18 protein-coding genes are annotated in these 20,432 nt (G+C 63.2%); 7 read left to right on the forward strand and 11 right to left on the reverse strand.

The features are described 5' to 3' along the window. Positions 1–126: 126 nt before the first annotated feature. Positions 127–1,491: a C4-dicarboxylate transporter DctA gene (gene dctA, locus AB4Y40_RS28970; RefSeq protein ID WP_368690772.1), complete on the reverse strand. Its 1,365-nt coding sequence runs from the start codon at positions 1,489–1,491 to the stop codon at positions 127–129. A gap of 105 nt (positions 1,492–1,596) precedes the next feature. Further along, complete coding sequence (locus AB4Y40_RS28975; RefSeq protein WP_368690773.1) at positions 1,597–2,763, reverse strand: mandelate racemase/muconate lactonizing enzyme family protein; 1,167 nt, start codon at positions 2,761–2,763, stop codon at positions 1,597–1,599. 138 nt (positions 2,764–2,901) lie between these two features. Between AB4Y40_RS28975 and AB4Y40_RS28980 the strand changes: the two genes are divergently transcribed. Next, positions 2,902–3,831 carry a LysR substrate-binding domain-containing protein gene (locus AB4Y40_RS28980; RefSeq protein ID WP_368690774.1) on the forward strand — a complete coding sequence of 310 codons (930 nt, stop codon included), beginning with the start codon at positions 2,902–2,904 and terminating at the stop codon, positions 3,829–3,831. A gap of 138 nt (positions 3,832–3,969) precedes the next feature. Further along, positions 3,970–4,872 (forward strand): NAD-dependent epimerase/dehydratase family protein, encoded by a 903-nt coding sequence (locus tag AB4Y40_RS28985; RefSeq protein WP_368690775.1) that lies wholly within the window; start codon positions 3,970–3,972, stop codon positions 4,870–4,872. Positions 4,873–4,943: 71 nt separating this feature from the next. Here AB4Y40_RS28985 and AB4Y40_RS28990 read toward each other — a convergent pair whose 3' ends face one another. The 4 genes from AB4Y40_RS28990 to AB4Y40_RS29005 all read right to left on the reverse strand — a co-directional run bounded on the left by AB4Y40_RS28990 (position 4,944) and on the right by AB4Y40_RS29005 (position 9,200). After that, complete coding sequence (locus AB4Y40_RS28990) at positions 4,944–6,185, reverse strand: cystathionine gamma-synthase family protein (protein WP_368690776.1); 1,242 nt, start codon at positions 6,183–6,185, stop codon at positions 4,944–4,946. A 96-nt stretch (positions 6,186–6,281) separates the two neighbouring features. After that, positions 6,282–7,268 (reverse strand): GNAT family N-acetyltransferase, encoded by a 987-nt coding sequence (locus AB4Y40_RS28995; RefSeq protein WP_368690777.1) that lies wholly within the window; start codon positions 7,266–7,268, stop codon positions 6,282–6,284. Positions 7,269–7,378: 110 nt separating this feature from the next. Beyond that, entirely contained in the window at positions 7,379–8,650 is a 1,272-nt protein-coding gene (gene cls, locus AB4Y40_RS29000; protein ID WP_368690778.1) for a cardiolipin synthase, read from the reverse strand. Positions 8,651–8,723: 73 nt separating this feature from the next. After that, positions 8,724–9,200 carry a MarR family winged helix-turn-helix transcriptional regulator gene (locus AB4Y40_RS29005; RefSeq protein ID WP_368690779.1) on the reverse strand — a complete coding sequence of 159 codons (477 nt, stop codon included), beginning with the start codon at positions 9,198–9,200 and terminating at the stop codon, positions 8,724–8,726. Positions 9,201–9,295: 95 nt separating this feature from the next. On the opposite strand from AB4Y40_RS29005, the gene AB4Y40_RS29010 reads away from it, so the two are divergent. After that, the gene (locus AB4Y40_RS29010; RefSeq protein ID WP_368690780.1) at positions 9,296–9,664 is read left to right on the forward strand and encodes an antibiotic biosynthesis monooxygenase; all 369 of its coding nucleotides are present in this window, start codon (positions 9,296–9,298) and stop codon (positions 9,662–9,664) included. A 105-nt stretch (positions 9,665–9,769) separates the two neighbouring features. Here the strand turns inward: AB4Y40_RS29010 and AB4Y40_RS29015 are convergent, their stop codons facing one another. The 4 genes from AB4Y40_RS29015 to AB4Y40_RS29030 all read right to left on the reverse strand — a co-directional run bounded on the left by AB4Y40_RS29015 (position 9,770) and on the right by AB4Y40_RS29030 (position 12,841). Next, complete coding sequence (locus AB4Y40_RS29015; RefSeq protein ID WP_368690781.1) at positions 9,770–10,111, reverse strand: RcnB family protein; 342 nt, start codon at positions 10,109–10,111, stop codon at positions 9,770–9,772. A 65-nt stretch (positions 10,112–10,176) separates the two neighbouring features. Continuing rightward, the gene (locus tag AB4Y40_RS29020; RefSeq protein WP_368690782.1) at positions 10,177–10,383 is read right to left on the reverse strand and encodes a hypothetical protein; all 207 of its coding nucleotides are present in this window, start codon (positions 10,381–10,383) and stop codon (positions 10,177–10,179) included. A 383-nt stretch (positions 10,384–10,766) separates the two neighbouring features. Beyond that, positions 10,767–12,308, reverse strand: a complete 1,542-nt coding sequence (locus AB4Y40_RS29025) for a methyl-accepting chemotaxis protein (RefSeq protein ID WP_368690783.1) — start codon at positions 12,306–12,308, stop codon at positions 10,767–10,769. Between the two features lie 149 nt (positions 12,309–12,457). After that, on the reverse strand, positions 12,458–12,841 hold the full coding sequence (locus tag AB4Y40_RS29030) for a DUF3311 domain-containing protein (RefSeq protein ID WP_368690784.1): 384 nt from the start codon (positions 12,839–12,841) through the stop codon (positions 12,458–12,460). A 202-nt stretch (positions 12,842–13,043) separates the two neighbouring features. Here AB4Y40_RS29030 and AB4Y40_RS29035 point away from each other — a divergent pair, with 202 nt between their 5' ends. Next, on the forward strand, positions 13,044–13,499 hold the full coding sequence (locus tag AB4Y40_RS29035; protein ID WP_368690785.1) for an MEKHLA domain-containing protein: 456 nt from the start codon (positions 13,044–13,046) through the stop codon (positions 13,497–13,499). Between the two features lie 28 nt (positions 13,500–13,527). Here the strand turns inward: AB4Y40_RS29035 and AB4Y40_RS29040 are convergent, their stop codons facing one another. Further along, complete coding sequence (locus AB4Y40_RS29040; protein WP_368690786.1) at positions 13,528–14,169, reverse strand: TetR/AcrR family transcriptional regulator; 642 nt, start codon at positions 14,167–14,169, stop codon at positions 13,528–13,530. Positions 14,170–14,595: 426 nt separating this feature from the next. Between AB4Y40_RS29040 and AB4Y40_RS29045 the strand changes: the two genes are divergently transcribed. The 3 genes from AB4Y40_RS29045 to AB4Y40_RS29055 are packed head-to-tail and all read left to right on the forward strand — an operon-like array spanning position 14,596 to position 20,378. Further along, entirely contained in the window at positions 14,596–15,699 is a 1,104-nt protein-coding gene (locus AB4Y40_RS29045; protein WP_368690787.1) for an efflux RND transporter periplasmic adaptor subunit, read from the forward strand. Positions 15,700–15,708: 9 nt separating this feature from the next. Then, complete coding sequence (locus AB4Y40_RS29050; RefSeq protein WP_368690788.1) at positions 15,709–18,918, forward strand: efflux RND transporter permease subunit; 3,210 nt, start codon at positions 15,709–15,711, stop codon at positions 18,916–18,918. Beyond that, entirely contained in the window at positions 18,915–20,378 is a 1,464-nt protein-coding gene (locus AB4Y40_RS29055; protein ID WP_368690789.1) for an efflux transporter outer membrane subunit, read from the forward strand. Before AB4Y40_RS29050 ends, AB4Y40_RS29055 begins: the two co-directional genes overlap by 4 nt. Positions 20,379–20,432: the final 54 nt, after the last annotated feature.

A 20,432-nucleotide genomic window follows, 5' to 3' on the forward strand; every position in this document is an offset into this window, starting at 1 on the left:
CTGACGTGCTGTCGGTCAACGGCTACTTCGAGCCAACGATTCGGGCGTAAGCGGGTATCGGCAGATCGCTATCGTGGCAACTCAGGCAGACCGAAGCGAACACAAGGCAACCCCAAAACATTCAATTCACAGATGGTTTTCCACCAGCCCCCTTGAGCCAGAAACCGGCTCGCCGCTGGGCAAAGACATGTCACCGGCACCCGCCGCCTCCCCAAACTCAACCTCGACCTCCCCATTCAAAACCGCCCGAGCCCGCGCAACATCCATCGCACCTTCCCACCGTGCGACCACAATCGTAGCCACGCCATTACCGATCAAATTAGTCACAGCACGAGCTTCATTCAAAAAGCGATCCACGCCCAACAACAGCACGAGCCCGGAAACCGGAATCTTATGCATCGAAGCAAGCGTAGCAGCGAGCGCAACAAACCCCGCTCCGGCCACCCCGGCAGACCCCTTCGAAGTCAGCAGCAAAACGCTCAGCACGACAAGCTGATCGAGCAACGAGAGATGAATGTTCATCGCCTGCGCGACGAAGAGGGCCGCCATCGTGAGATAAATCGCCGTGCCGTCCGCGTTGAACGTATACCCAGTTGGCAACACCATGCCGACAACCGGCCGCGAACAGCCGAGGTTCTCCATCTTGACGAGCATCTGCGGCAGCACGGCTTCGGTCGACGCCGTACCGAACGTGATCAGGATTTCGTCGCGGATATAGCGGAGATACTTCCACAGCGAAAAGCCGCAAACGCGCATGACGAGCCCGAGCACCACCACGACGAAGACAATCGACGTCACGTACAGACAAAGCATCAGCTCGCCAAACGACGCCAGCGTGCCGAGCCCGTACTTCGCGATGGTGAACGCCATGCCGCCAAACGCGCCCACGGGCGCGACATACATGACGATACGCACGACGCCGAACATGCCTTGCAAGAACATGTCGAGCATATCGACGAGCGGCGCGGTACGCGGGCCGAGCTTCGCCAGCGCAATGGCGAACAGCACCGAGAAAAAGATGATCGGCAGAATCTCGCCGTTCGCAAACGCGCCGACGATGCTATTCGGCACGATGCTCATGAGGAACCCGAGCGCCGTGTGATCGTGGGCCGCGTGCGCGTAGCTGGCGATCGCCGAGCTATCGAGGTGCGCCGGATCGATGTTCATGCCGCTGCCCGGCTTGATCACGTTCACGACGACGAGGCCCAGGAGAAGCGCGATGGTCGATGCCACTTCGAAGTAGAGCAGCGCCTTCACGCCTACGCGGCCCGCCTCGTGCAGATCGTTCATGCGGGCAATGCCCACGACCACCGAAGCGAAGATGATCGGCGCGAGCGCCATGCGGATCAGCTTGATGAAGAGGTCGCCAAGCGGTTTGAGATCGGCTCCGATATCCGGATAGAAGTGGCCGACGAGAATGCCCGCCAGGATCCCGATCAAGACCTGTATGTAGAGCTTCGAAAGATACTTTTTGAGTTTCGAGGGCCGCATGTCTGTCTCCTGAGCATGGCGCCATCCAGGTGAATTCCGGCGACCGCCAACCGCCATGCGTGCAGCGGTTGTGTTTCCGGTCGCGCTTTTCTCTTCGCTGCGGCGTCAGCCCGCGAGCTTCTGCATTTCCGCAAACAGATCGGCCTTGCCCTCGAAGCCGATACCGGGCAGGTCGGGCATCGTGATGTAGCCGTTGTCGACCTTCACGCCGTCGGGGAAGCCGCCATAAGGCTGGAACAGGTCTGGGTACGACTCGTTGCCGCCGAGCCCGAGACCCGCCGCGATGTTGAGCGACATCTGATGGCCGCCGTGCGGAATGCAGCGGCTCGCGGACCAGCCGTGCTGATGCAGCATCTCCAGCGTGCGCAGATATTCGACGAGGCCGTAGCTCAACGCGCAGTCGAACTGCAGCCAGTCGCGGTCGGGACGCATGCCGCCGTAGCGGATGAGGTTGCGCGCGTCCTGCATCGAGAACAGATCCTCGCCGGTCGCCATCGGCTTGTCGTAGTAGTTGCGCAGCGTCGCCTGCAATTCGAAGTCGAGCGGGTCGCCCGGCTCCTCGTACCAGAACAGGTCGTATTGCGAGAGCGCTTTCGCATACTGGATCGCGGTGTCCAGATCGAAACGGCCGTTGGCATCGACAGCAAGCTTCTGGCCGTCGCCCAGCACGCTCAGGATTGAATCGATGCGGCGCAGGTCTTCGTCGAGCGACGCGCCGCCAATCTTCTTCTTCACGACCGTGTAGCCGCGGTCGATATAGCTGCGCATTTCGTCCTTGAGCTTGCTGTGGTCCTGGCCCGGGTAGTAGTAGCCGCCCGCCGCATACACGAAGATCTTGCGGTCGGGCTGGCCGTTGCCGTATCGGTCGGCGAGCAGCTGGAAAAGCGGCTTGCCTTCGATCTTCGCCACGGCGTCCCATACCGCCATGTCGATCGTGCCGATGGCAACCGAGCGCTCGCCATGGCCGCCCGGCTTTTCGTTGGTGAACATCGTCGCCCAGATCTTGTGCGGGTCGAGGTTGTCGCCCGCGTCGTTCACGAGCGAGGCGGGATCGGCTTCGAGAATGCGCGGGATGAAGCGCTCGCGCATCAGCGTGCCCTGGCCATAGCGGCCATTCGAGTTGAAGCCATAGCCGATGACAGGCTTGCCGTCGCGGATCACGTCGGTGACCACGGCGACGAGGCTGAGCGTCATCTTGCTGAAGTCGATATAGGCGTTGCGGATCGAGGAACTGATCGGCACGGTTTTTTCGCGGATTTCAACGATTCTCACGGGTGTCTCCTGGTGGCACGGCCAGCATGCGCGCTCGTTCTCGCGGTCGTTTGCGATTCGCTGGCTGTGGGAGACGCTAGGTTATGCGCCCGGATCGGCACTATGATTCACTTGTTTTCACATCTTTATTAACTCACGGTGAAGAATGACCTGACCTCCTACCTGGAGTTTTTCGTCCTGCTCGGACGTTACGGAAACCTTTCAAGCGTTGCGAGGGACATGGACATCACGCCGCCGGCGGCAACCAAACGGCTCGCGCAGCTCGAGGCGCGCCTGGGCGTGCGCCTCGTCAACCGGACCACCCGCAGCGTGAGCCTGACCGCCGAAGGCGAGACCTTCCTCCACTACGCGACGCGCATTCTTGCCGAAGTGAAGGAAATGGAAGATGTGGTGTCGTCGAGCCGCTCCGTCACGCGTGGTTTGCTGCGCGTGAACGCGACGCTCGGCTTCGGGCGCACGACGATCGCGCCGCTCGTTTCGGAGTTCGCGAGGCGGCATCCGCATGTCGAAGTGCAGCTCGATGTCACCGACCGGCCGATCGACCTCGTCGAAAGCGGCGTGGATCTGGCGATTCGCTTTGGCGAACTGCCCGACAAGCGGCTCATTGCGCGGCGCATCATGACGAACCGCCGCTTGCTGTGCGCGTCGCCGCGCTATCTGGAGACGCAGGGCACGCCCGCAACGCTCGGCGATCTCGCCAACCATCAATGCATCGTGCATCGGCAGAACGACAACGCTTACGGCATATGGCGCCTCGAGCGCGGCGGCGAGGCTCATTCGGTGAAGGTCCACGGCATGCTGTCGAGCAACGACGGCGATATCGTGCTCGGCTGGGCGCTCGACGGGCACGGCATTCTGCTGCGCTCGGAGTGGGACCTGGCGAAGTATCTGGAGAGCGGGCGCTTGCGCGTCGTGCTGCCCGAGTTCGTGCAGCCGCTGGCCGATTTGTTCGTGTACTACCCGAACAAGCGCAATCAATCGGCGCGTGCGCGAGCGTTCATCGATTTTCTGGCGAAGCGGTTCAATCGGCACGCTGCAGTGGCTGCGCCAGCGCAATCGGGCGCGTAAAGCCCTTGTTTGTCTACTCGCGCTGCAGACAATCCATCCGGCTGGAAAGCGAGCGGTGGTCATTACAGCCGGCCAATGTTTGCGGTAACGTGCGCGTTTGCAGAGGCTGGTATGACGCCACGAACAGGAGAGAGACAGATGACAAAGCGAGTGATAGTGACCGGCGGCAGCGGCCTCGCCGGCAAATGGGTGGTCGAGAACCTGGTCGCGCACGGCTACGAAGTGTTGAATCTGGACCGTGTGCCCATGCCGAAGCGCACCGCGCGCACGCTGGTCACGGACATCACCGACGCGGGCCAGGTTTTCAATGCGATCGCCTCGACTACGGCGCCGGTGGAATTCGCCGACGACCTCGAGCCGAAACCGATCGACGCGATCGTTCATTTCGCGGCGATTCCTCGCATCATGTTGACGACCGATAACGAGGTCTACCGCATCAACGTGATGGGGACTTACAACATTCTCGACGCCGCTGCGAAGCTGGGGGTCCGCAAGGTGATCGTGGCCTCGAGCGAGACGACTTACGGCGTGGTGTTCGCCCACCGGCATCGCGATCCGGCGTACTTTCCGCTCGACGAGAACTATCCGGTGGATCCGATGGACAGCTACGCCACCTCGAAAGTGGTCAACGAAGTGACCGCCAAGGCATTCCAGGCGCGCACCGGGTCGGACATTTACTGTTTTCGCATCGGCAATGTGCTCGATCCCGAGGACTACGCGAAGTTCTCCGCGTGGCTCAAGGACCCCGCGCTGCGCAAGCGCATTGCATGGAGCTATATCGACGGGCGCGACCTCGCCAACGCATGCCGCCTCGCCATCGAAACGGACGGCCTCGGCTTCGAGATCATGAACGTCGCGGCGGACGACGTGTCGTCCGACTTGCCGACCCAGACGCTGCTGGATCGCTACTATCCGGGCGTGCCGGTCAAGAAGGCCCTCGGCGAGTTCGAGACGCTGCTCAGCAACGAGAAGCTCAAGCGGCTGCTCGGCTGGCAGCAGCAGCACTACTGGCGCGACGAGGCAAAACGCTTCAATCCGTAAGCGCTGCAAACGCTGCAAACGCACGGGGCCAGCGTGTGCTGGCCCCGGTCACGACATCGACGCGTCCGGCGTTATGCCGCCAGCTTGAGCGCTTGCGAGAAGTCCGCAATCAGGTCGTCGATATCCTCGATGCCCGCCGACAGCCGCAGCATGCCGTCGGAGATGCCCATTGCCTTGCGTGTTTGAGCCCCGGCCTCGAAAAAGATCGTCGGCGCGACGGGAATGATGAGTGTGCGCGTGTCGCCGAGGCCGGTCGCCTTGATCGGCAGTTCGAGCGCGTTGACGACGTCGATCATGCGCTCCGCGTTGAGCAGTTCGAACGCGAGCAGCCACGACGCGCCCTTGAAGAGCGCCTGGGCAACCTCGTATTGCGGATGGCTCTTCAAGCCCGGGTAGAACACCTTGCCGATGGCTTCGTGGCCTTCGAGAAACTGCGCGAGCGCGAGCGCATTGTCGCTGCTTTGCTTCACGCGCAGGGCGAGCGTTTCCGCGCCCATGGCGATGGCGTGCGCCTGCTCGGACGACAGCGATGCCCCCATGTCCCGCAGGCCCTTCTTGCGGATCTGCAGGAGCCCCTGATCTTTCGCCGCCGAACGCCGATAGTCGTCGGCGATGTTCGGATACGCGCTCCAGTCGAACAGGCCCGTATCGGTCACCGCGCCGCCGAGCGCGGCGCCATGGCCCGCGATGGTCTTCGTCAACGAGTTGATGACGAGGCTCGCGCCGACCGCCTTCGGCTGGAACAGGGCGGGCGAGGTAATCGTGTTGTCGACGACGTAGACGATGCCGCGCTCGCGGCACAGCTCGCCGATGCCTTGCAGGTCGGGAATCTGCGTGCCCGGGTTCGCGATGGTCTCGACGAACACCATGCGCGTATTCGGCTGGATGGCGTTCTTCACGTTTTCGGCGTCGCAGGCGTCGACGGTCGTGACTTCCACGCCGAGCGTGCGCAACGTGCCGAACAAGCTGTTGGTGTTGCCGAACACATAGCGGCTCGACACGAGATGATCGCCCGCGCGCAGCAGCGTGAGGAAGGTCGCCGTGATCGCAGCCATGCCGGTGCTGAAGCAGACCGTGCCGGTGCCGCCTTCCAGGCTCGTGATCTTGCGCTCGAGCGCGGCCGTCGTGGGGGTGCCTTGCCGCGCGTAGTTGAAGCCGCCTTTTTTCGTGCCCTGAAACACGCCGATCAGGTCCTCGACGCGCTCGAAACCATATTGCACGGACGTATGAATCGGCTGGCGCACGCCGCCGTGCTCGGTGCCCGCGATCCTGTCGCCGTGAACGATGCCAGTGGTGAAGCCTTGCTTGCTCATGCTTACTCCGTTTCCCAAGTCGATTGCGTTTGGCACATTATCGCCTGTAACGCGCGTTGCCGGCAGCGGGGACGCACCGGGCCAATCCGGCGAGCGCTAACGCAGTTCGGACTCCGACGGTTCCAGCACGCTGCGCAGCTTGCCGAGCAGCCAGTTGACGAGCGCGTTGTTGTGCCGATAGTGATTCCAGGTGGGAATCTGGCGGGCGCCCAGAATGCGTTTGAACTCATAGGACGTCGCGCCCAGTTCGATTTCCTCGTAGCCTTCGCGAATGCCGAATTCGACCGTGCGAATGAACATGGCGAAGTACAGGCCGTATTGCTGGCTCTTGTCGTAGTCAAGCCCGATATAGCGGTTGACGAGATGCCGTCCCTTGCCGATCAACTGGGTGAAGCCGATCAGCTCGTCGTCGAGAAAGTACAGCAGATAATGGCTCAGGCTGCGGGTATTGGCGAAATACTCCGGCGTGAGCTTCTCGAACTTCAACTCGGCTTTTTGCCAGGTGTTCAGATAGAGCGCATACACTCGGGCGACGAGGTGATCGGGCAGACCCGCGCATTCTTCATAGCGCAGCGCGGCGGCCTTTTTCAGCTTGCGCTTGAGCAGGTTCCTGCGGTCGCTCTTCATGGCCTGGTAGTAGTCCGGGCCGATCGACAGCACCGGCACGGGCAGGCCTTTCGCGGCCACGAAGCCGCGCAGCGGCAGGTCCTCGGCGAAACCCTTGTACGCGAGCAGGCTCCCTTTCTTCGCAAGCGCCGTGCTGATGGCCGCGAGCGTCTCCTGCGAGACTTCGCCCTCGATGCGGCCGGCATCGACGGTCGGGTGCCCGATGCAGGCCAGCTTGAAGCGGATCCAGCTCAGGCTGTGCTTTAGCCAGCCGCTGGGCAGCAGCGTGTTGAGCCGGAAATCCATCACGAAGTAGGGCGCCACGGTAACGAGCGCGCTGTCCCGGTACACGGCGAAATAACCGAAGCTGAAATCGTCTAGCCGGGCCGTCTGAAAGGCTTGGTAAAACTCCGCTCCCTCCGGCTCGTCGCGCAGAAACCCCTCGGGCGGATTGGCCAGATCCTCGATGTGCAGCATGGATTGCGGTCCCTTTTTTCTGTTTGCTTTGTCGACAGCCCATTGTCGGGCACCGATTGTCGGCGATCTTCGCTTTCTTGTCGATTGGCGGCGCGGCGCTCGCGCAGGCGTCACAACTGCGAATCGAGGAGGGCGGCTGCGTGTTCGAGCAGCTTTTCCCGTAACGACCGGCGGCGCCAGTCTTCGAGCGTGATGCGTTTGGCGAGGGCGGCGTCGGCATCGAAAATGGCCGTCTGCTGGCGCGCGAAATCGCGGTCGTAAATGTTGAGATTGGCCTCGTCGTTGAGCTTGAACGAGCGGCTGTCGAAGTTGGTCGAGCCGACCGACACCAGATATTCGTCGACGACGATCAGCTTGCAATGGAACATCGTCGGCTGATACTCGTACATCTCCACGCCCGCCGCGAGCAGCTCGCCCCAGCACGCGCGCGACGCCTCGCGCACCGTGTGGGTGTCGATGCGCTTGCCGGGGGTGATGATGCGCACCTTCACGCCGCGCTTCACCGCTTCGACGATCGCGTTGATCGTCAGCTTGTCCGGCACGAAGTACGCCGTCGACAAATGGATGGAGTGCGCGGCGGCGGTGATCGCCATGAGGTACATCAGCTCCATGTCGTCGCTGCCGCCCGAGGGCGAACTGCTGAACATGTGCGCGAGGCCGTCGCCCGCGGCGTCGATCTCGGGAAAGTACTCCGGGCCGTGCAGCACATTGCCCGTCGACTTGACCCAGTTGTCCATGAAGACCGCCTGCATCTGTCCGACCGCCGGGCCTTCAATGCGAAGGTGCGTGTCGCGCCAATGCTTTTCGTCCTGCGCGTGGCCGGTCCATTCGTCGGCGATACCCACGCCGCCCGTAAAGCCGATGCGTCCGTCGATCACGAGCAGCTTGCGGTGCGTGCGGTCGTTCATGCGGCCAAGACCCGTCCAGTGCGGCTTGTGATACAGCACGAGCTGGGCACCCGCCTCGCGCAGCATGCGTTGATAGCGCTTGTCCATCTTCGACGAACCCATCCAGTCGAGCAGCACATGCACAGCGACGCCCGCGCGCGCCTTGTCGGACAGCGCGCAAGCGATTTCTTCGCCAATCGCGCCGGACCAGTAAATGAAGGTTTCGAAGGTGATGGTGTGCTGCGCCGAGCGGATGCCCGCCAGCATCGACGGAAATATTGCGTCGCCGTTCACGAGCACCTCGAAGCGGTTGCCTTCCACGACGGGCGGCCCGAGCAGCAGCCCCATCGAACGGATGAACTGCGGACTGTCGCTCGCGTAGAGCCGGTTGATCTTGTGCTCGATCTTCTTTTCGCCGCTCGTGAGGTTCGCGATCACCAGGATGACGACGAGCGTCACCGCGACCGTCACGACAATGAGGGCAATGGTCGACATGCGTGGGCCTCGCCTCGCGGATGGTAACGATGCCCTGCTGTAGCACATTGCATGCGCAAGCAGCGCCGCTCGATCAGTCCGGCTCGTCGGCTCCGGCCATGTCGTCCAGATTCGCCTGCAATTTCATGGTGACGCGCTGCAAGGTCTTGATTTCGTTGACGGTCACGCCATTGGAGAGCTGGTTGACCCAGGGGGCCTGAAGACGCATGGCCGCTTCGAAGGCTTGCCGGCCCTCGTCGGTCAAAACGACAAGCTGCGCGCGGCGATGGTGGGGGTTGGCCTCGAAGCGGACCAGACCGTCGTTGGCGAGGTCGTTCACGATCCGTTGCACGTTTTGCCGATTGGCCCCCAGATCGCGGGCGATCCAGGCCACTGGCTGCGGCCGCTCCGCGGCACGGATGGCGCCGAGCATTTGCCAGCGTGCGCTCGTGAGCCCGAGGCCCTCGACCAGGCGGTCGCCCGAGGTGAGCAGGCCGCTATTGAGCCGGAAGAGGTCGAGCATGATGCCCGACAGAAGTTCGCCGGCCGGTGTTCTCGCAGGTTCATGCATATGTCACCTTATTTTCAAATTGACATCATCATGTCAATTTACTATAAATTGGCCATGACCGGTTGACATCATGCTTTTAGACTCTGGAGTGCACCATGCTGCAATTGCGACCGCTTGATCCTTCTTTCCCGATCGAACGCCAACTTGCCATTGACGCCGAGCCCGTTGTGCTCGTGAATGTATTCACACTGGATCTGGCCGATGAGGCGAAGTTTCTCGAGGCCTGGCAGGAAGACGCTGCGTTCATGAAGCAGCAAGCCGGCTTTATTTCAACGCAACTCCATCGGGCGCTCGGAGAGCAGGCGGCTTATTTGAATTACGCGGTCTGGGAATCCACGGCGCATTTTCGGGCGGCGTTCTCTGCGCCGGCGTTCCGGTCGAGCCTGGGCGCTTACCCTTCCTCGGTGATCGCGTCGCCGCATATCTTCCAGAAAGTGGCCATGCCGGGTATTTGCGAGAGCTAGCTCTATTTGCCGTCGTTGCGGCTTGATTTCAGGTCGCTATCTGATGCCCGCCCTTGGCCGCGTGGCGGCGAAGAGCGGGCAAAGCGTGGGAAAACAACGGCATGATCAATGGGTGGCGGCGGGCAGAACCGTTGAGATCACACCGGTCGCGCTGGCAACGAGCACGTAGTCGCCGGCTACGCCGACCCAATGGTAGCCGCGCGGGGGCGCTTTCAGGCCGTGCTGGTTCCAGTTTTCGACCACGAAAATCCGGTCACGATATTCAGGCGGCAGGCGGTCGCCGCGATGCCAGTCGCGATGCGGAATCGCACCGACCGGCCGGTTGGCTCTTTCGATCGACGTGGGCGGCGGGTTGCCAGGGCGGTGTTCAGGCTGCGATGCGAACGCGGTGCCTGTCGTTGCGAGCAGGGCGGCAATAATGAAGAATGTCGTGACTTTCGCTTTCATGGTGAATGTTCCAAATAGCGTTCAAGAAAAAAGGAAGTGAGTTGAAATTTACTTAGGACCGTTGATTACTCGCTAACGGATTCACTTCCACCGGATTCGCTGGCGCGACGCTCCTCATCGGCGACGCGGTTCGACGTCCGCTTCTTGACGAGGGATTCGCCGTGCGGGGTAGTGCTCGGCGCTGGCAAGCGGGCCATAGCCATGAACGGCGCCATCATGAGGAGGCCGGCAATCGCGAACGAGGCGTTGAGTCGGTTGATGTACGAGTTCATGGTTTTCTCCCTGGCAATGAAATAAAGGATGACTAAATTATCGATGGATTGACTCGAGGTTCGAGGGGAGCCCCGGGAAGACTGCGTCCGAATCCAAAGCTTGCACCAAGTTTACATTTCGTAAGATTTGCTTTCAAGCAATGGAGGTGAAGTTTTTGTGCGGCGTATCGCCTCACAAAATTGGCGCGCGAACACGGCGGCGGTGGCTGCCATAGCTGCAAGGCGAGCCGCGGCCGGGCGTGTCAGTCAGTGACGGCCAGCCTGCGTTGCACAGACCAGCCGGGGAACAGGCTCAGAGCGCGAGGACGCGCGCCTCGCCCGCAAGATGCCGGACATGCCGCGGCGCTTATGTCCCCCAGCGCGCGCACGGCAACCGCTTGAAGTCAGGCGATCGCGCCCTCCCTGAGCCTGAACGCGGCCACGGTCTCGCGAAGCGCGTGCGCCTGCTCGGCCAGCGCATACGTCGCAGCCGATGCTTCCTCCACGAGCGCCGCGTTCTGCTGCGTGACCTCGTCCATTTGCGTGACGGCGATGTTCACCTGCTCGATGCCCGTCGACTGCTCGCGCGACGCCGTCGAAATATCCTGCACGGTGCCGGAAACCCGCTGCACGGCTTCGACGATCTCGTCGATGATGTGGCCGGCGTCGGCCACCTGGGACGATCCACTTTCGACGTGTTCCTTCGACTGTTCGATGAGCGCCTTGATCTCGCGCGCCGCGCTCGCGCTGCGCTGCGCGAGCGTGCGGACTTCGCCCGCGACGACGGCGAAGCCGCGGCCTTGCTCGCCCGCGCGCGCCGCTTCGACGGCGGCGTTGAGCGCAAGGATGTTGGTTTGAAACGCGATGCCGTCGATCAAGCCGATGATCTCGCCGACCTTGCTCGAACTGTCCGCAATGGACTGCATCGTGCCGACCACGCCGCGCATTACCGTGCCGCCGCGCGCCGCGGTCTGCGCCGCCGTCCCCGCAAGCGAGCTGACGTGCTCCGCGTTCTGCGCGTTCATGCGTACGATCGACGTCAGCTCTTCCATGCTTGCGGCCGTTTCTTCGAGCGACGCCGCCTGCTCTTCGGTGCGCGAGGACAGATTCTGGTTGCCCGAGGCGATCTGCGCGCTCGCCGTTGCCACGCCTTCGGCATTGGCGCGGACCTCGCTCACCACACGGGCGAGGCTCGCTTGCATTTTCGCGAGCGCAGTGAGCAGTTCCGCGGTTTCGTCGTCGCCATGCGCATGCAGATCGGTCGACAGGTCGCCGTCGGCGACCTCGCGCGCAAAGTCCACGGCGCGGCCCAGCGGGCTCGTGACCGTGCGGCTGAACAGCACGCCGCCCGCCAGCGCGAGCAGGAACGCGACCACCATCAGCACCGCGCTCACGATGGTGGCGTGCGCGGCCTGCACCGCGGCCTGGGTGGCCACTTGCGCGTTGGCGGCGGCAATGGTCTGCGCGGCGCGGTCGAGCAACTGGGCTGGCGCGCGATCGACGCCGGCGACCACGGTATCGCCAGCAACGGGATCGGCGCCCGCCGCCTTGAACGCCTCGAAGCCCTTGCGATACCCCTGGCCCATCGCCTCGTGCGCCTCGGCGAACTGCGCGACGAGCGTGCGCGCTTCGCCTTCGGGCAGTTTCGTTTCGAGCGCGGCGGCGAGATCGTTCACGGTACGCTCGCGCTTCTGAAACGCGCTCCAGTAACGATCGAGTTTTTGCGGGTCCTTGCCACGCAGGAGTGTGTCTTTCCACTCCTGCACCTGCAGCTTGAACTCGACGAGCGTGGCTGACACCATGCGCTCGCTCGCGGCAGCGTCCTGCACGGTGGTGCGGTAAGTATCGATGGCTTCGTTGAGCGTGTGGATGCCGTAGAACGCACCCGCCGACATGAGGGTGAGCGACGCGGCGAAGGCGAGAGGAATCTTGCGGCTGAGTTTCATGGGAGTCGTATGGCTGTAAATGCAGGGGCGCATGGCGCGCCGACCTCCTTATTACGGCTCGAGCCTGCTGTTCTTGAGTTTTCGCGCATTACGCCTGCTTTCGTCATACATATGCCGTTGTAAACACCTTGCGCGTGCAGCGCCGCGAGCTAGAACTCGGCCTCCCCTTCAACCGCTTCGAAATGAAACTCGGCCGCGGAGTCCGGGTCTGGCGTCGAGGTGCCGTCGCCCCTTGCGGCGCGATTCGCGGCATTTACGTCGCTTGCGAGAAACACGATGCCGCTTGTCACGCAGCCACCCAGCAGCCAGAGCAGCGGATACCAGTAGAAGAACGGCATGCCGTCCCACATGGGATCGATCGTGTCCCAGGCGGGCACGGCGATGAGGGCCAGCCACGGCAAATACAACAGGGAAAGCCAGGCATCGGCTCGCAGCGAAGCGAATGGATACCACGTGTCGAGGACCGTGTTGTTGCGGGAGACGGTAGCGAGGCCGAAGCCCACCGCGCCGGTGTTCAGATAGTGAGGTTTCATTGGCGGACCCAAGATGTTGATCCGCTAACAGAACACTCAGTGTTCCGGTCGTATTCCAGCTGGCCCGGCGCGCAGACGCAGCCGTTTTTATCGCGTATGTACCGGCGTGTATTTGCCGCTGGGCTGGGCGCCCACTCTCACGCGCGGTTGATAGAATTGCGCAACGCGCAAACAACCTCTCGACTCGAAGGAGCCAGTCTGCATGTCACGGAACACGGATACCGAGTTTTTTCGCCTTCTCGCCAACAGCTATCGTCGCCTGTTGGGCTTTGCGCTCGTACCCGAAGGCATGAGCGACACGGAGAGCGCGGCCTGGCTCTACGAGCACGCGCCGTTCGGCTTGCTTGCGCACGGCACGCAGGCGGACCCCGTGTTCATGTATGGCAATCGTCGCGCGCAAGCGATCTTCGGCTACGACTGGGACGAAATCACGGCGCTGCCTTCGCGTCTTTCCGCGCAGGCGCCCGAGCGTAGCGAGCGCCAGTCATTTCTCGATTCGGTGACACGCGAAGGCTTCGTGAAAGACTATCGCGGCATCCGCATCACGAAATCGGGGCAGCGCTTCTGGATCGAGCGCGCGACCGTATGGCAACTGATCGACGAAGCCGGTGTGCTGCACGGGCAGGCCGCGATGATTCCGCACGTTGCGCCTTGCTGACGCGGGCTTGCGCTCGCGAAGCCCGCCATCATTTCGCATTCTGCGAACCCTTGCGGTTCGCTTGCGGCGCTGCCACGGCGTAGCCCGCGAGGAAAACATCGATTGCCCGGTTTACGACCTCCAGCAATTTCGCGCGCGAGGCTTTGACCTCATAGCCAAGCGTCGCGATTTCGACCAACTCGGCTTCGAGCAGCGCCAGCAGATGGTGCGCGGCGACGCCTGGGTCGCACGGCCGGATTGTGCCCGCTTCGATCGCGCTCGCCAGAAAATCGCGCACGTGCATCAAGCCCCGTTTCGGACCCGATTCGTACAAGGTCCGCCCCACGTTCGACCGGTCGACCTCCTGATAGCACAGCCGGCGCGTGGCCAGAAAAGAGGGCTGCAGCACGGCCGTCAGGTAGTGCACCCCAAACGCGACGAGCGACTCGCCCAGCGGCATATCGAGCGTCAGCTGACTGAACGCATGGCGGATTTCCGTCCCGGCGCGGCTTGTCATTGTTTCAGCAAATAACGCCTCTTTCGACTCGAAATAGCTATACAGCGTCGCCTTCGACGCACCCGAACGAGCCGCGATTTGCGTCATCGACGCCTGCTCGAAGCCGACGTCCCGGAACACTGCCAGCGCGGCTTCGATGATGGATTGACGCTTTTCTTCGGTCTTCTTTCTCATGGGGTCTCCCTTCCTCACTCGCTCTCAGGCCGGGACGCGAGCGCCCGCGCCAATACCCCGGCCCGTCACGGATTGAAACATTCGTTGCCGGGTAAGGCGATTGACAGCCATCGATCGTTCCATTATAAACCATACCGTTCAGTTTAGTTATGTGACCGGGAACATCCAATTCAGGGTTGGAAGCTGATGTGCAACGAGGCATCAGTCGTTCCGGGCTGCAAGACTTCAACCGCTTAGTACTGCGAGTCAATGGCTTTGCGCCTGCCCATGTTCCGGGAAGGCGAGTCAACGCACGATTCGATGGGATATATGCCACAAGAGATTCATGCTAGAAAGAGGCGGAGCTGGAAGAGCCAACGCCTGGGCGCGGCGCTTTTCTGCTCGACCGCCATATTGATCGCCGGCTGTCAACGTCACGACGCCGGGATGCCCGCCAACCCCGCCAGCCAGAGCGTCGAAGTCGGCGTCAAGACGCTCGCACCGCAGCGCATCGTGATGACGGCCGAGCTTTCCGGCCGGCTTTCGTCCCTCAAGGTCTCGGATGTGCGGCCGCAAATCGGCGGCATCGTGCAGAAGCGGTTCTTCGTCGAGGGTTCGGACGTGAAGGCGGGGCAGGTGCTCTACCAGATCGATCCGGCCACCTACCAGGCGACTTACGATCAGGCGCGCGGCACGCTCGCCAAGGCGCAGGCAACGCTCGCTTCCGCAAAGACGAAAGCCGACCGCTACGCACAGCTCGTGAAGATCAACGCGGTCAGCGCGCAGGACAACGACGATGCGATCGCGGCCGTTCGCGAGGACGAGGCCGACGTGATTGCGGATCGCGCATCGCTCGAGTCGGCGCGTATCAATCTCGGCTACACGCGGATCACGGCGCCCATTTCAGGCCGCATCGGCGCTTCGTCGGTGACGGAAGGCGCGCTCGTGACCTCGGAGCAGACCACGGCACTCGCCACCATTCAGGCATACGACGAGATGTACCTCGACGTCACGCGCTCGAGCGCCGACTGGCTGCGCTTGCGCAAGGCGTTCGCCTCGGGTCGGCTCAAGCGCGCGGGCACGGGCGCGGCGGTGCAGCTCGTGATGGAGGACGGCACAACGTACGCACACGCAGGCGTGCTGCAGTTTTCGGGCATCACCGTCGACGCGACGACGGGCTCGGTCACGCTGCGCATGGTCTTCCCGAACCCGGACGGCGAACTGCTGCCCGGCATGTTCGTGCGCGCGCAGCTCGACGAGGGCGAGAGCACGAGCGCGCTGCTCGTGCCGCAACTCGCGGTCACGCGTGCTTCGGACGGCGGCGCGAGCGTGTGGGTCGTCGATGCGACGGGGCATGCGAAGCAGGTGGCCGTGCAAGCGGACAGCGCCTATGCAGACCAGTGGATCGTCACGAGCGGACTGAAGGCCGGCGATCGCGTGATCGTGAGCGGGTTGCAGAAGGTGCAGGCTGGCGTGGCGGTACACGTGGCCGCTGATGCCGCCTCGGGCGTTGCTGTGACTTCAGCAGCAGCTTCAGCGGCGAAGTCGTAAGGAGGGCGCATGGCAGGTTTCTTCATCCAGCGCCCGATCCTCGCGTGGGTCGTTGCGATCGTCATCATGTTGATCGGCGGCGCGGCGACGACCACGCTGCCGATCGAGCAATATCCGACCATCGCGCCGCCTTCGGTGCAGGTCACGGCGACCTATCCGGGCGCCTCCGCCGACACGGTCGCGAAGACCGTCACCCAGGTGATCGAGCAGAAGCTTTCCGGCATCGATAACCTGCTGTACATGTCGTCGACTAGCAGCGGCGCGGGGCAGGCGACCATCAACCTGACGTTCCGGCCCGGCACGAATCCGGACATCGCGCAGGTGCAGGTCCAGAACAAGGTGACCCAGGCCACCGCCTCGCTGCCGGAGACGGTGCAGGAGCAGGGCGTGCAGGTCGCGAAGGCGTCGAGCGACTTTCTGATGATCGTCGCGCTGTCGTCGCCGGGCGGCACGCTCAATTCGATCGACCTCGGCAACGTCATCGCCACGCAGATCGAGGACCCGCTTACGCAGATCAACGGCGTGGGCGACGTCACGCTGTTCGGCGCGCAGCATGCCATGCGGATCTGGCTCGATCCCGTGAAGCTGCGCAGCTTCGGCGTCACCGCGTCCGACGTAACGACGGCGGTCACCAACCAGAACGTGCAGCTTTCCGTGGGCGAACTCGGCGGCGCGCCTGCTACGGATTCCCAAGCGATCAATGCGACGATCTCGGCGTCGAGCCTGATGACGACGCCCGACCAGTTCGGCGACATTCTCCTGCGCGTGAATAGCGACGGCTCGAAGGTTCGGCTCAAGGACGTCGCACGCGTCGAGGTGGGCGGCGATTCATACGATACGTCCTCGCGGCTCGACGGCAAGCCGGCCGCCGCGCTGGCCGTCAAGCTCTCGACCGGCGCGAACGCCATGGCGGTCGCGAAGGCCGTGCGCGCGAAGCTCGTGGAGCTGCAGCCGCAGTTGCCCAAGGACGTGGCGATCGCGTATCCGTACGACTCCACGCCGTTCGTGAAGATCTCGATCGAGGAGGTCATGAAGACGCTCTTCGAAGCGGTGATCCTCGTGTTCCTCGTGATGTATCTGTTCCTGCAGAACCTGCGTGCGACGCTGATTCCGACGATCGTCGTGCCGGTCGCGCTGCTCGGCACGCTGGGGGTGATGTCGGCGATCGGCTTTTCGATCAACGTGCTTTCGATGTTCGCCATGGTGCTCGCGATCGGCCTGCTCGTGGACGACGCGATCGTCGTCGTCGAAAACGTCGAGCGCATCATGGCCGAGGAGAAGCTCGACGCGAAGGCGGCCACGAAGAAGGCGATGAGCCAGATCACCGGCGCGCTCGTGGGCGTGACGACCGTGCTGACCGCCGTCTTCATCCCCATGGCCTTCTTTTCCGGCTCGACCGGCGCGATCTATCGCCAGTTCTCGGTCACCATCGTTTCGGCGATGGTGCTCTCGGTGCTGCTCGCCATGACGCTCACGCCCGCGCTCTGCGCGAGCCTGCTGAACCCGTCGGCCGTCGAGCACGCGCAGAGTCGCGGCTTGCTTGGCGCGTTCAATCGCTTCTTCACGAAGAGCAACGCGTGCTACAGCACCACGCTTGCGCGCGTGGTGGCCAGGCCCGCGCGCTGGATGCTCGGTTATGCACTCATCGCGGGCGTGGTCGGCATTCTGTACGTGACGCTGCCTTCGTCGTATCTGCCGGAAGAGGACCAGGGCTCGATCATGGTGTCGATTTCGGCGCCGGTCGGCACGCCTTCTTCGAAGACGCTACAGACCGTGGGCGCCGTCGAACAGTACTTTCTGAAGCAGCCCGCGGTGACGCACGTGATGGCCGTGAACGGTTTCAGTTTCAACGGGCAGGGGCAGAACAATGCGCTCGCATTCGTGCAGCTGAAGGACTGGAGCCAGCGCGGCTCGAACGATAGCGCGCAGGCAGTGATCAATCGCGCGAACGCGGTCTTCGCGGGCAATCGCGATGCGCAGATCTTCGTGATGAACGAGCCCGCGATTCATGGTCTCGGCACGCAAAGCGGCCTCGACTTCGAGATCGAGGACCGCGCGGGCCAGGGGCATGACAAGCTGTTGAAGGCGCGCAACCAGTTCCTCGCGCTGGCCGCGAAGGACCCGTCGCTCGCCATGACGCGTTCGGCCGGCCTCGAAGATACGCCGCAGCTTTATGTCGATATCGACCGGGAGAAAGCGAGTGCGTTCGGGCTGTCGATCGCCGATGTCGACACGACGATTTCCACCGCGTTCGGCTCTGCATACGTGAACAATTACATCGATACGGGGCGGATCCAGAAGGTCTACGTGCAGGCGGACGCACCGTACCGGATGATGCCAGACGACATCGGGCAATGGTACGTGCGCGCGGATTCGTCGTCGTCGAGTACTTCGTCATCGTCGAGTTCGACTTCGGGTTCGTCGTCGACATCGTCCACGACGACGACCGGCTACGACGGCCAGATGGTGCCGTTCTCGGCGTTCGCCACCACGCGCTGGACGTTTGGTCCGCCGCAGATCGAACGCTACAACCGCGAACTGTCGATGCAGATGAGCGCGCAGCCTGCACCCGGTGTGAGCACCGGCCAGGCGATGGCCGCCGTCGAAAATCTCGCGAAGCAATTGCCGGCCGGATTCGGCATCGAGTGGACGGGGCAGTCGTATCAGGAAGTGCTCGCCGGTTCGCAGGCCACGTATCTGTATGCGATTTCGCTGATCGTGGTGTTCCTGTGCCTCGCGGGGCTGTACGAAAGCTGGTCGGTGCCGCTCGCGGTCATTCTCGTGGTGCCGATCGGCGTGCTGGGCGCGTTGCTGGGCGCGCATTTGCGCGGGCTGTCGAACGACGTCTATTTCAAGGTCGGCCTGCTGACGACAATCGGCCTCGCAACGAAGAACGCGATTCTGATCGTCGAATTCGCGAAGGACCTCCAGGAGCAGGGACGCGGGCTCGTCGAGGCCACGCTCGAAGCGGCGCACCAGCGCTTGCGACCGATCCTGATGACCTCGCTGGCGTTCGTGTTCGGCGTTTTGCCGCTCGTGATCAGCACCGGCGCGGGCTCGGCCGCGCGCCATGCGATCGGAACCGGCGTTGCCGGCGGGATGATCGCGGCGACGGCGCTCGCCATCTTCTTCGTGCCCGTGTTCTTCATCGTCGTGCGCCGGCTGTTCAAGGAGCATGGCGACGGCGAAGCCGTACAGCCCGCAAAGGACCAGCAATGAAACTGAAGCTCTTGACAGTGCTTTGTGCGGCAGCACTGAGTGCATGTTCTCTCGACCCGGTTTATCAGCGGCCCGCAGCGCCGGTCGCCACCGGGTGGCCAACGGGCACCGCGTACGACGCGGGTGCATCGGCGGCTACGTCCCCCACGCCTGCCAACTCACCTGCGGCACCGAACGCGGCCGAGGTCGGCTGGCGCAATTACTTCAAGGACCCGCGCCTGCAGGAGCTGATCGCGCTCGCACTCGACCACAACCGGGACCTGCGGGTCGCGGCGCTGCAGGTGGCCGAGTACGAGGCGCAGTACCGCATCACGCGCGCCGAACTGGCGCCGACGATCGACGCCGGCGGCTCGCTCACGAACACGCGCACCGATGGCGCGGTCAGCCACTCGAATACCGTGTCGGTCGGCACGACGTCGTGGGAAATCGACTTTTTCGGGCGCATCCGCAGCCTCAAGCGCCAGGCGCTCGAAAACTATCTGTCGACGCAGGCCTCGCGCACCAGCACGCAGCTTTCGCTCGTGGCCGACGTGGCGACCGACTATCTGCAATTGCTCTCCGACGAGACCTTGCTGAAGGTCTCGACCGACACCGTCGCGGCCGATCAGAGCACCTACGACCTCACGGTGAGCATGATGAAGATCGGCAGCGCGTCGCTGCAGGACGTGCGCGAGGCGCAGACCTCGCTGGCGAGCGCACGCGCAAGCGCGGCGTCATACACGCGCGCGGTCGCGCAGGACCGCAACAATCTGATTGCCGAAATCGGCTGCCCGTTGCCCGACGACTTCGCCACCGGGCCCACGCTGCTCGAGAGCGACACCATGTTCGCCGTCGTCGATGCGGGCATGCCGTCCGATCTGCTCGCGCGGCGGCCCGATATCGTCGAGGCGGAGCATACGCTCAAGGCGGCGAACGCGAACATCGGCGCCGCCCGCGCGGCATTCTTCCCCAAGATCGAGCTGACAGCGAGCGCCGGCACGGCCAGCACGAGCCTCTCGCAGCTGTTCAAGGCGAGCACGGGCGCGTGGACGTTCGCGCCGACGATCACGATGCCGATCTTCGATTACGGCAGCAACAAGGCGTCGCTCGACGTGGCGAAGATCGAGAAGGATATCGACGTGGCCGACTACGAAAAGGCGATCCAGACGGCGTTCAAGGAAGTGTCGAACGCACTGGCGGGGCGCGCGACCTATGTCGATCAGGTCGCGGCGGACCGCGACTACGTGAAATCGGCGCAGGATTACTACGATCTCGCGCAGGCGCGCTACAAGACCGGCACCGACAGCTTCCTGACCGTGCTGACCGCGCAGCGCACGCTCTATACGGCACAGGAGCAACTCGTCAGCGACGAGCTGGCGAAGCTCTCGAATCAGGTCACGCTGTACAAGGTGCTGGGCGGCGGCTGGTCGGCGACGAGCGTGCACGAGCAGGCTGCCGCAAGCGAGCAGGCGCGTTCCTGAAGCTTGCAGCCCAAAATGCGGCCCAGGCGAGTCACCCGCTAGAATTGCAAGGGT

This window comes from Paraburkholderia sp. EG287B, assembly GCF_040965595.1.
Taxonomy (GTDB): Bacteria; Pseudomonadota; Gammaproteobacteria; order Burkholderiales; family Burkholderiaceae; genus Paraburkholderia.

Coding starts and splice junctions, on each gene's coding strand:
- dctA (WP_368690772.1), bottom strand. CDS start 1,491: ATGCGGCCCTCGAAACTCAAAAAGTATCTTTCGAAGCTCTACATACAG.
- AB4Y40_RS28985 (WP_368690775.1), top strand. CDS start 3,970: ATGACAAAGCGAGTGATAGTGACCGGCGGCAGCGGCCTCGCCGGCAAA.
- AB4Y40_RS28990 (WP_368690776.1), bottom strand. CDS start 6,185: ATGAGCAAGCAAGGCTTCACCACTGGCATCGTTCACGGCGACAGGATC.
- AB4Y40_RS28995 (WP_368690777.1), bottom strand. CDS start 7,268: ATGCTGCACATCGAGGATCTGGCCAATCCGCCCGAGGGGTTTCTGCGC.
- cls (WP_368690778.1), bottom strand. CDS start 8,650: ATGTCGACCATTGCCCTCATTGTCGTGACGGTCGCGGTGACGCTCGTC.
- AB4Y40_RS29005 (WP_368690779.1), bottom strand. CDS start 9,200: ATGCATGAACCTGCGAGAACACCGGCCGGCGAACTTCTGTCGGGCATC.
- AB4Y40_RS29010 (WP_368690780.1), top strand. CDS start 9,296: ATGCTGCAATTGCGACCGCTTGATCCTTCTTTCCCGATCGAACGCCAA.
- AB4Y40_RS29015 (WP_368690781.1), bottom strand. CDS start 10,111: ATGAAAGCGAAAGTCACGACATTCTTCATTATTGCCGCCCTGCTCGCA.
- AB4Y40_RS29020 (WP_368690782.1), bottom strand. CDS start 10,383: ATGAACTCGTACATCAACCGACTCAACGCCTCGTTCGCGATTGCCGGC.
- AB4Y40_RS29025 (WP_368690783.1), bottom strand. CDS start 12,308: ATGAAACTCAGCCGCAAGATTCCTCTCGCCTTCGCCGCGTCGCTCACC.
- AB4Y40_RS29030 (WP_368690784.1), bottom strand. CDS start 12,841: ATGAAACCTCACTATCTGAACACCGGCGCGGTGGGCTTCGGCCTCGCT.
- AB4Y40_RS29035 (WP_368690785.1), top strand. CDS start 13,044: ATGTCACGGAACACGGATACCGAGTTTTTTCGCCTTCTCGCCAACAGC.
- AB4Y40_RS29040 (WP_368690786.1), bottom strand. CDS start 14,169: ATGAGAAAGAAGACCGAAGAAAAGCGTCAATCCATCATCGAAGCCGCG.
- AB4Y40_RS29045 (WP_368690787.1), top strand. CDS start 14,596: ATGCCCGCCAACCCCGCCAGCCAGAGCGTCGAAGTCGGCGTCAAGACG.
- AB4Y40_RS29050 (WP_368690788.1), top strand. CDS start 15,709: ATGGCAGGTTTCTTCATCCAGCGCCCGATCCTCGCGTGGGTCGTTGCG.
- AB4Y40_RS29055 (WP_368690789.1), top strand. CDS start 18,915: ATGAAACTGAAGCTCTTGACAGTGCTTTGTGCGGCAGCACTGAGTGCA.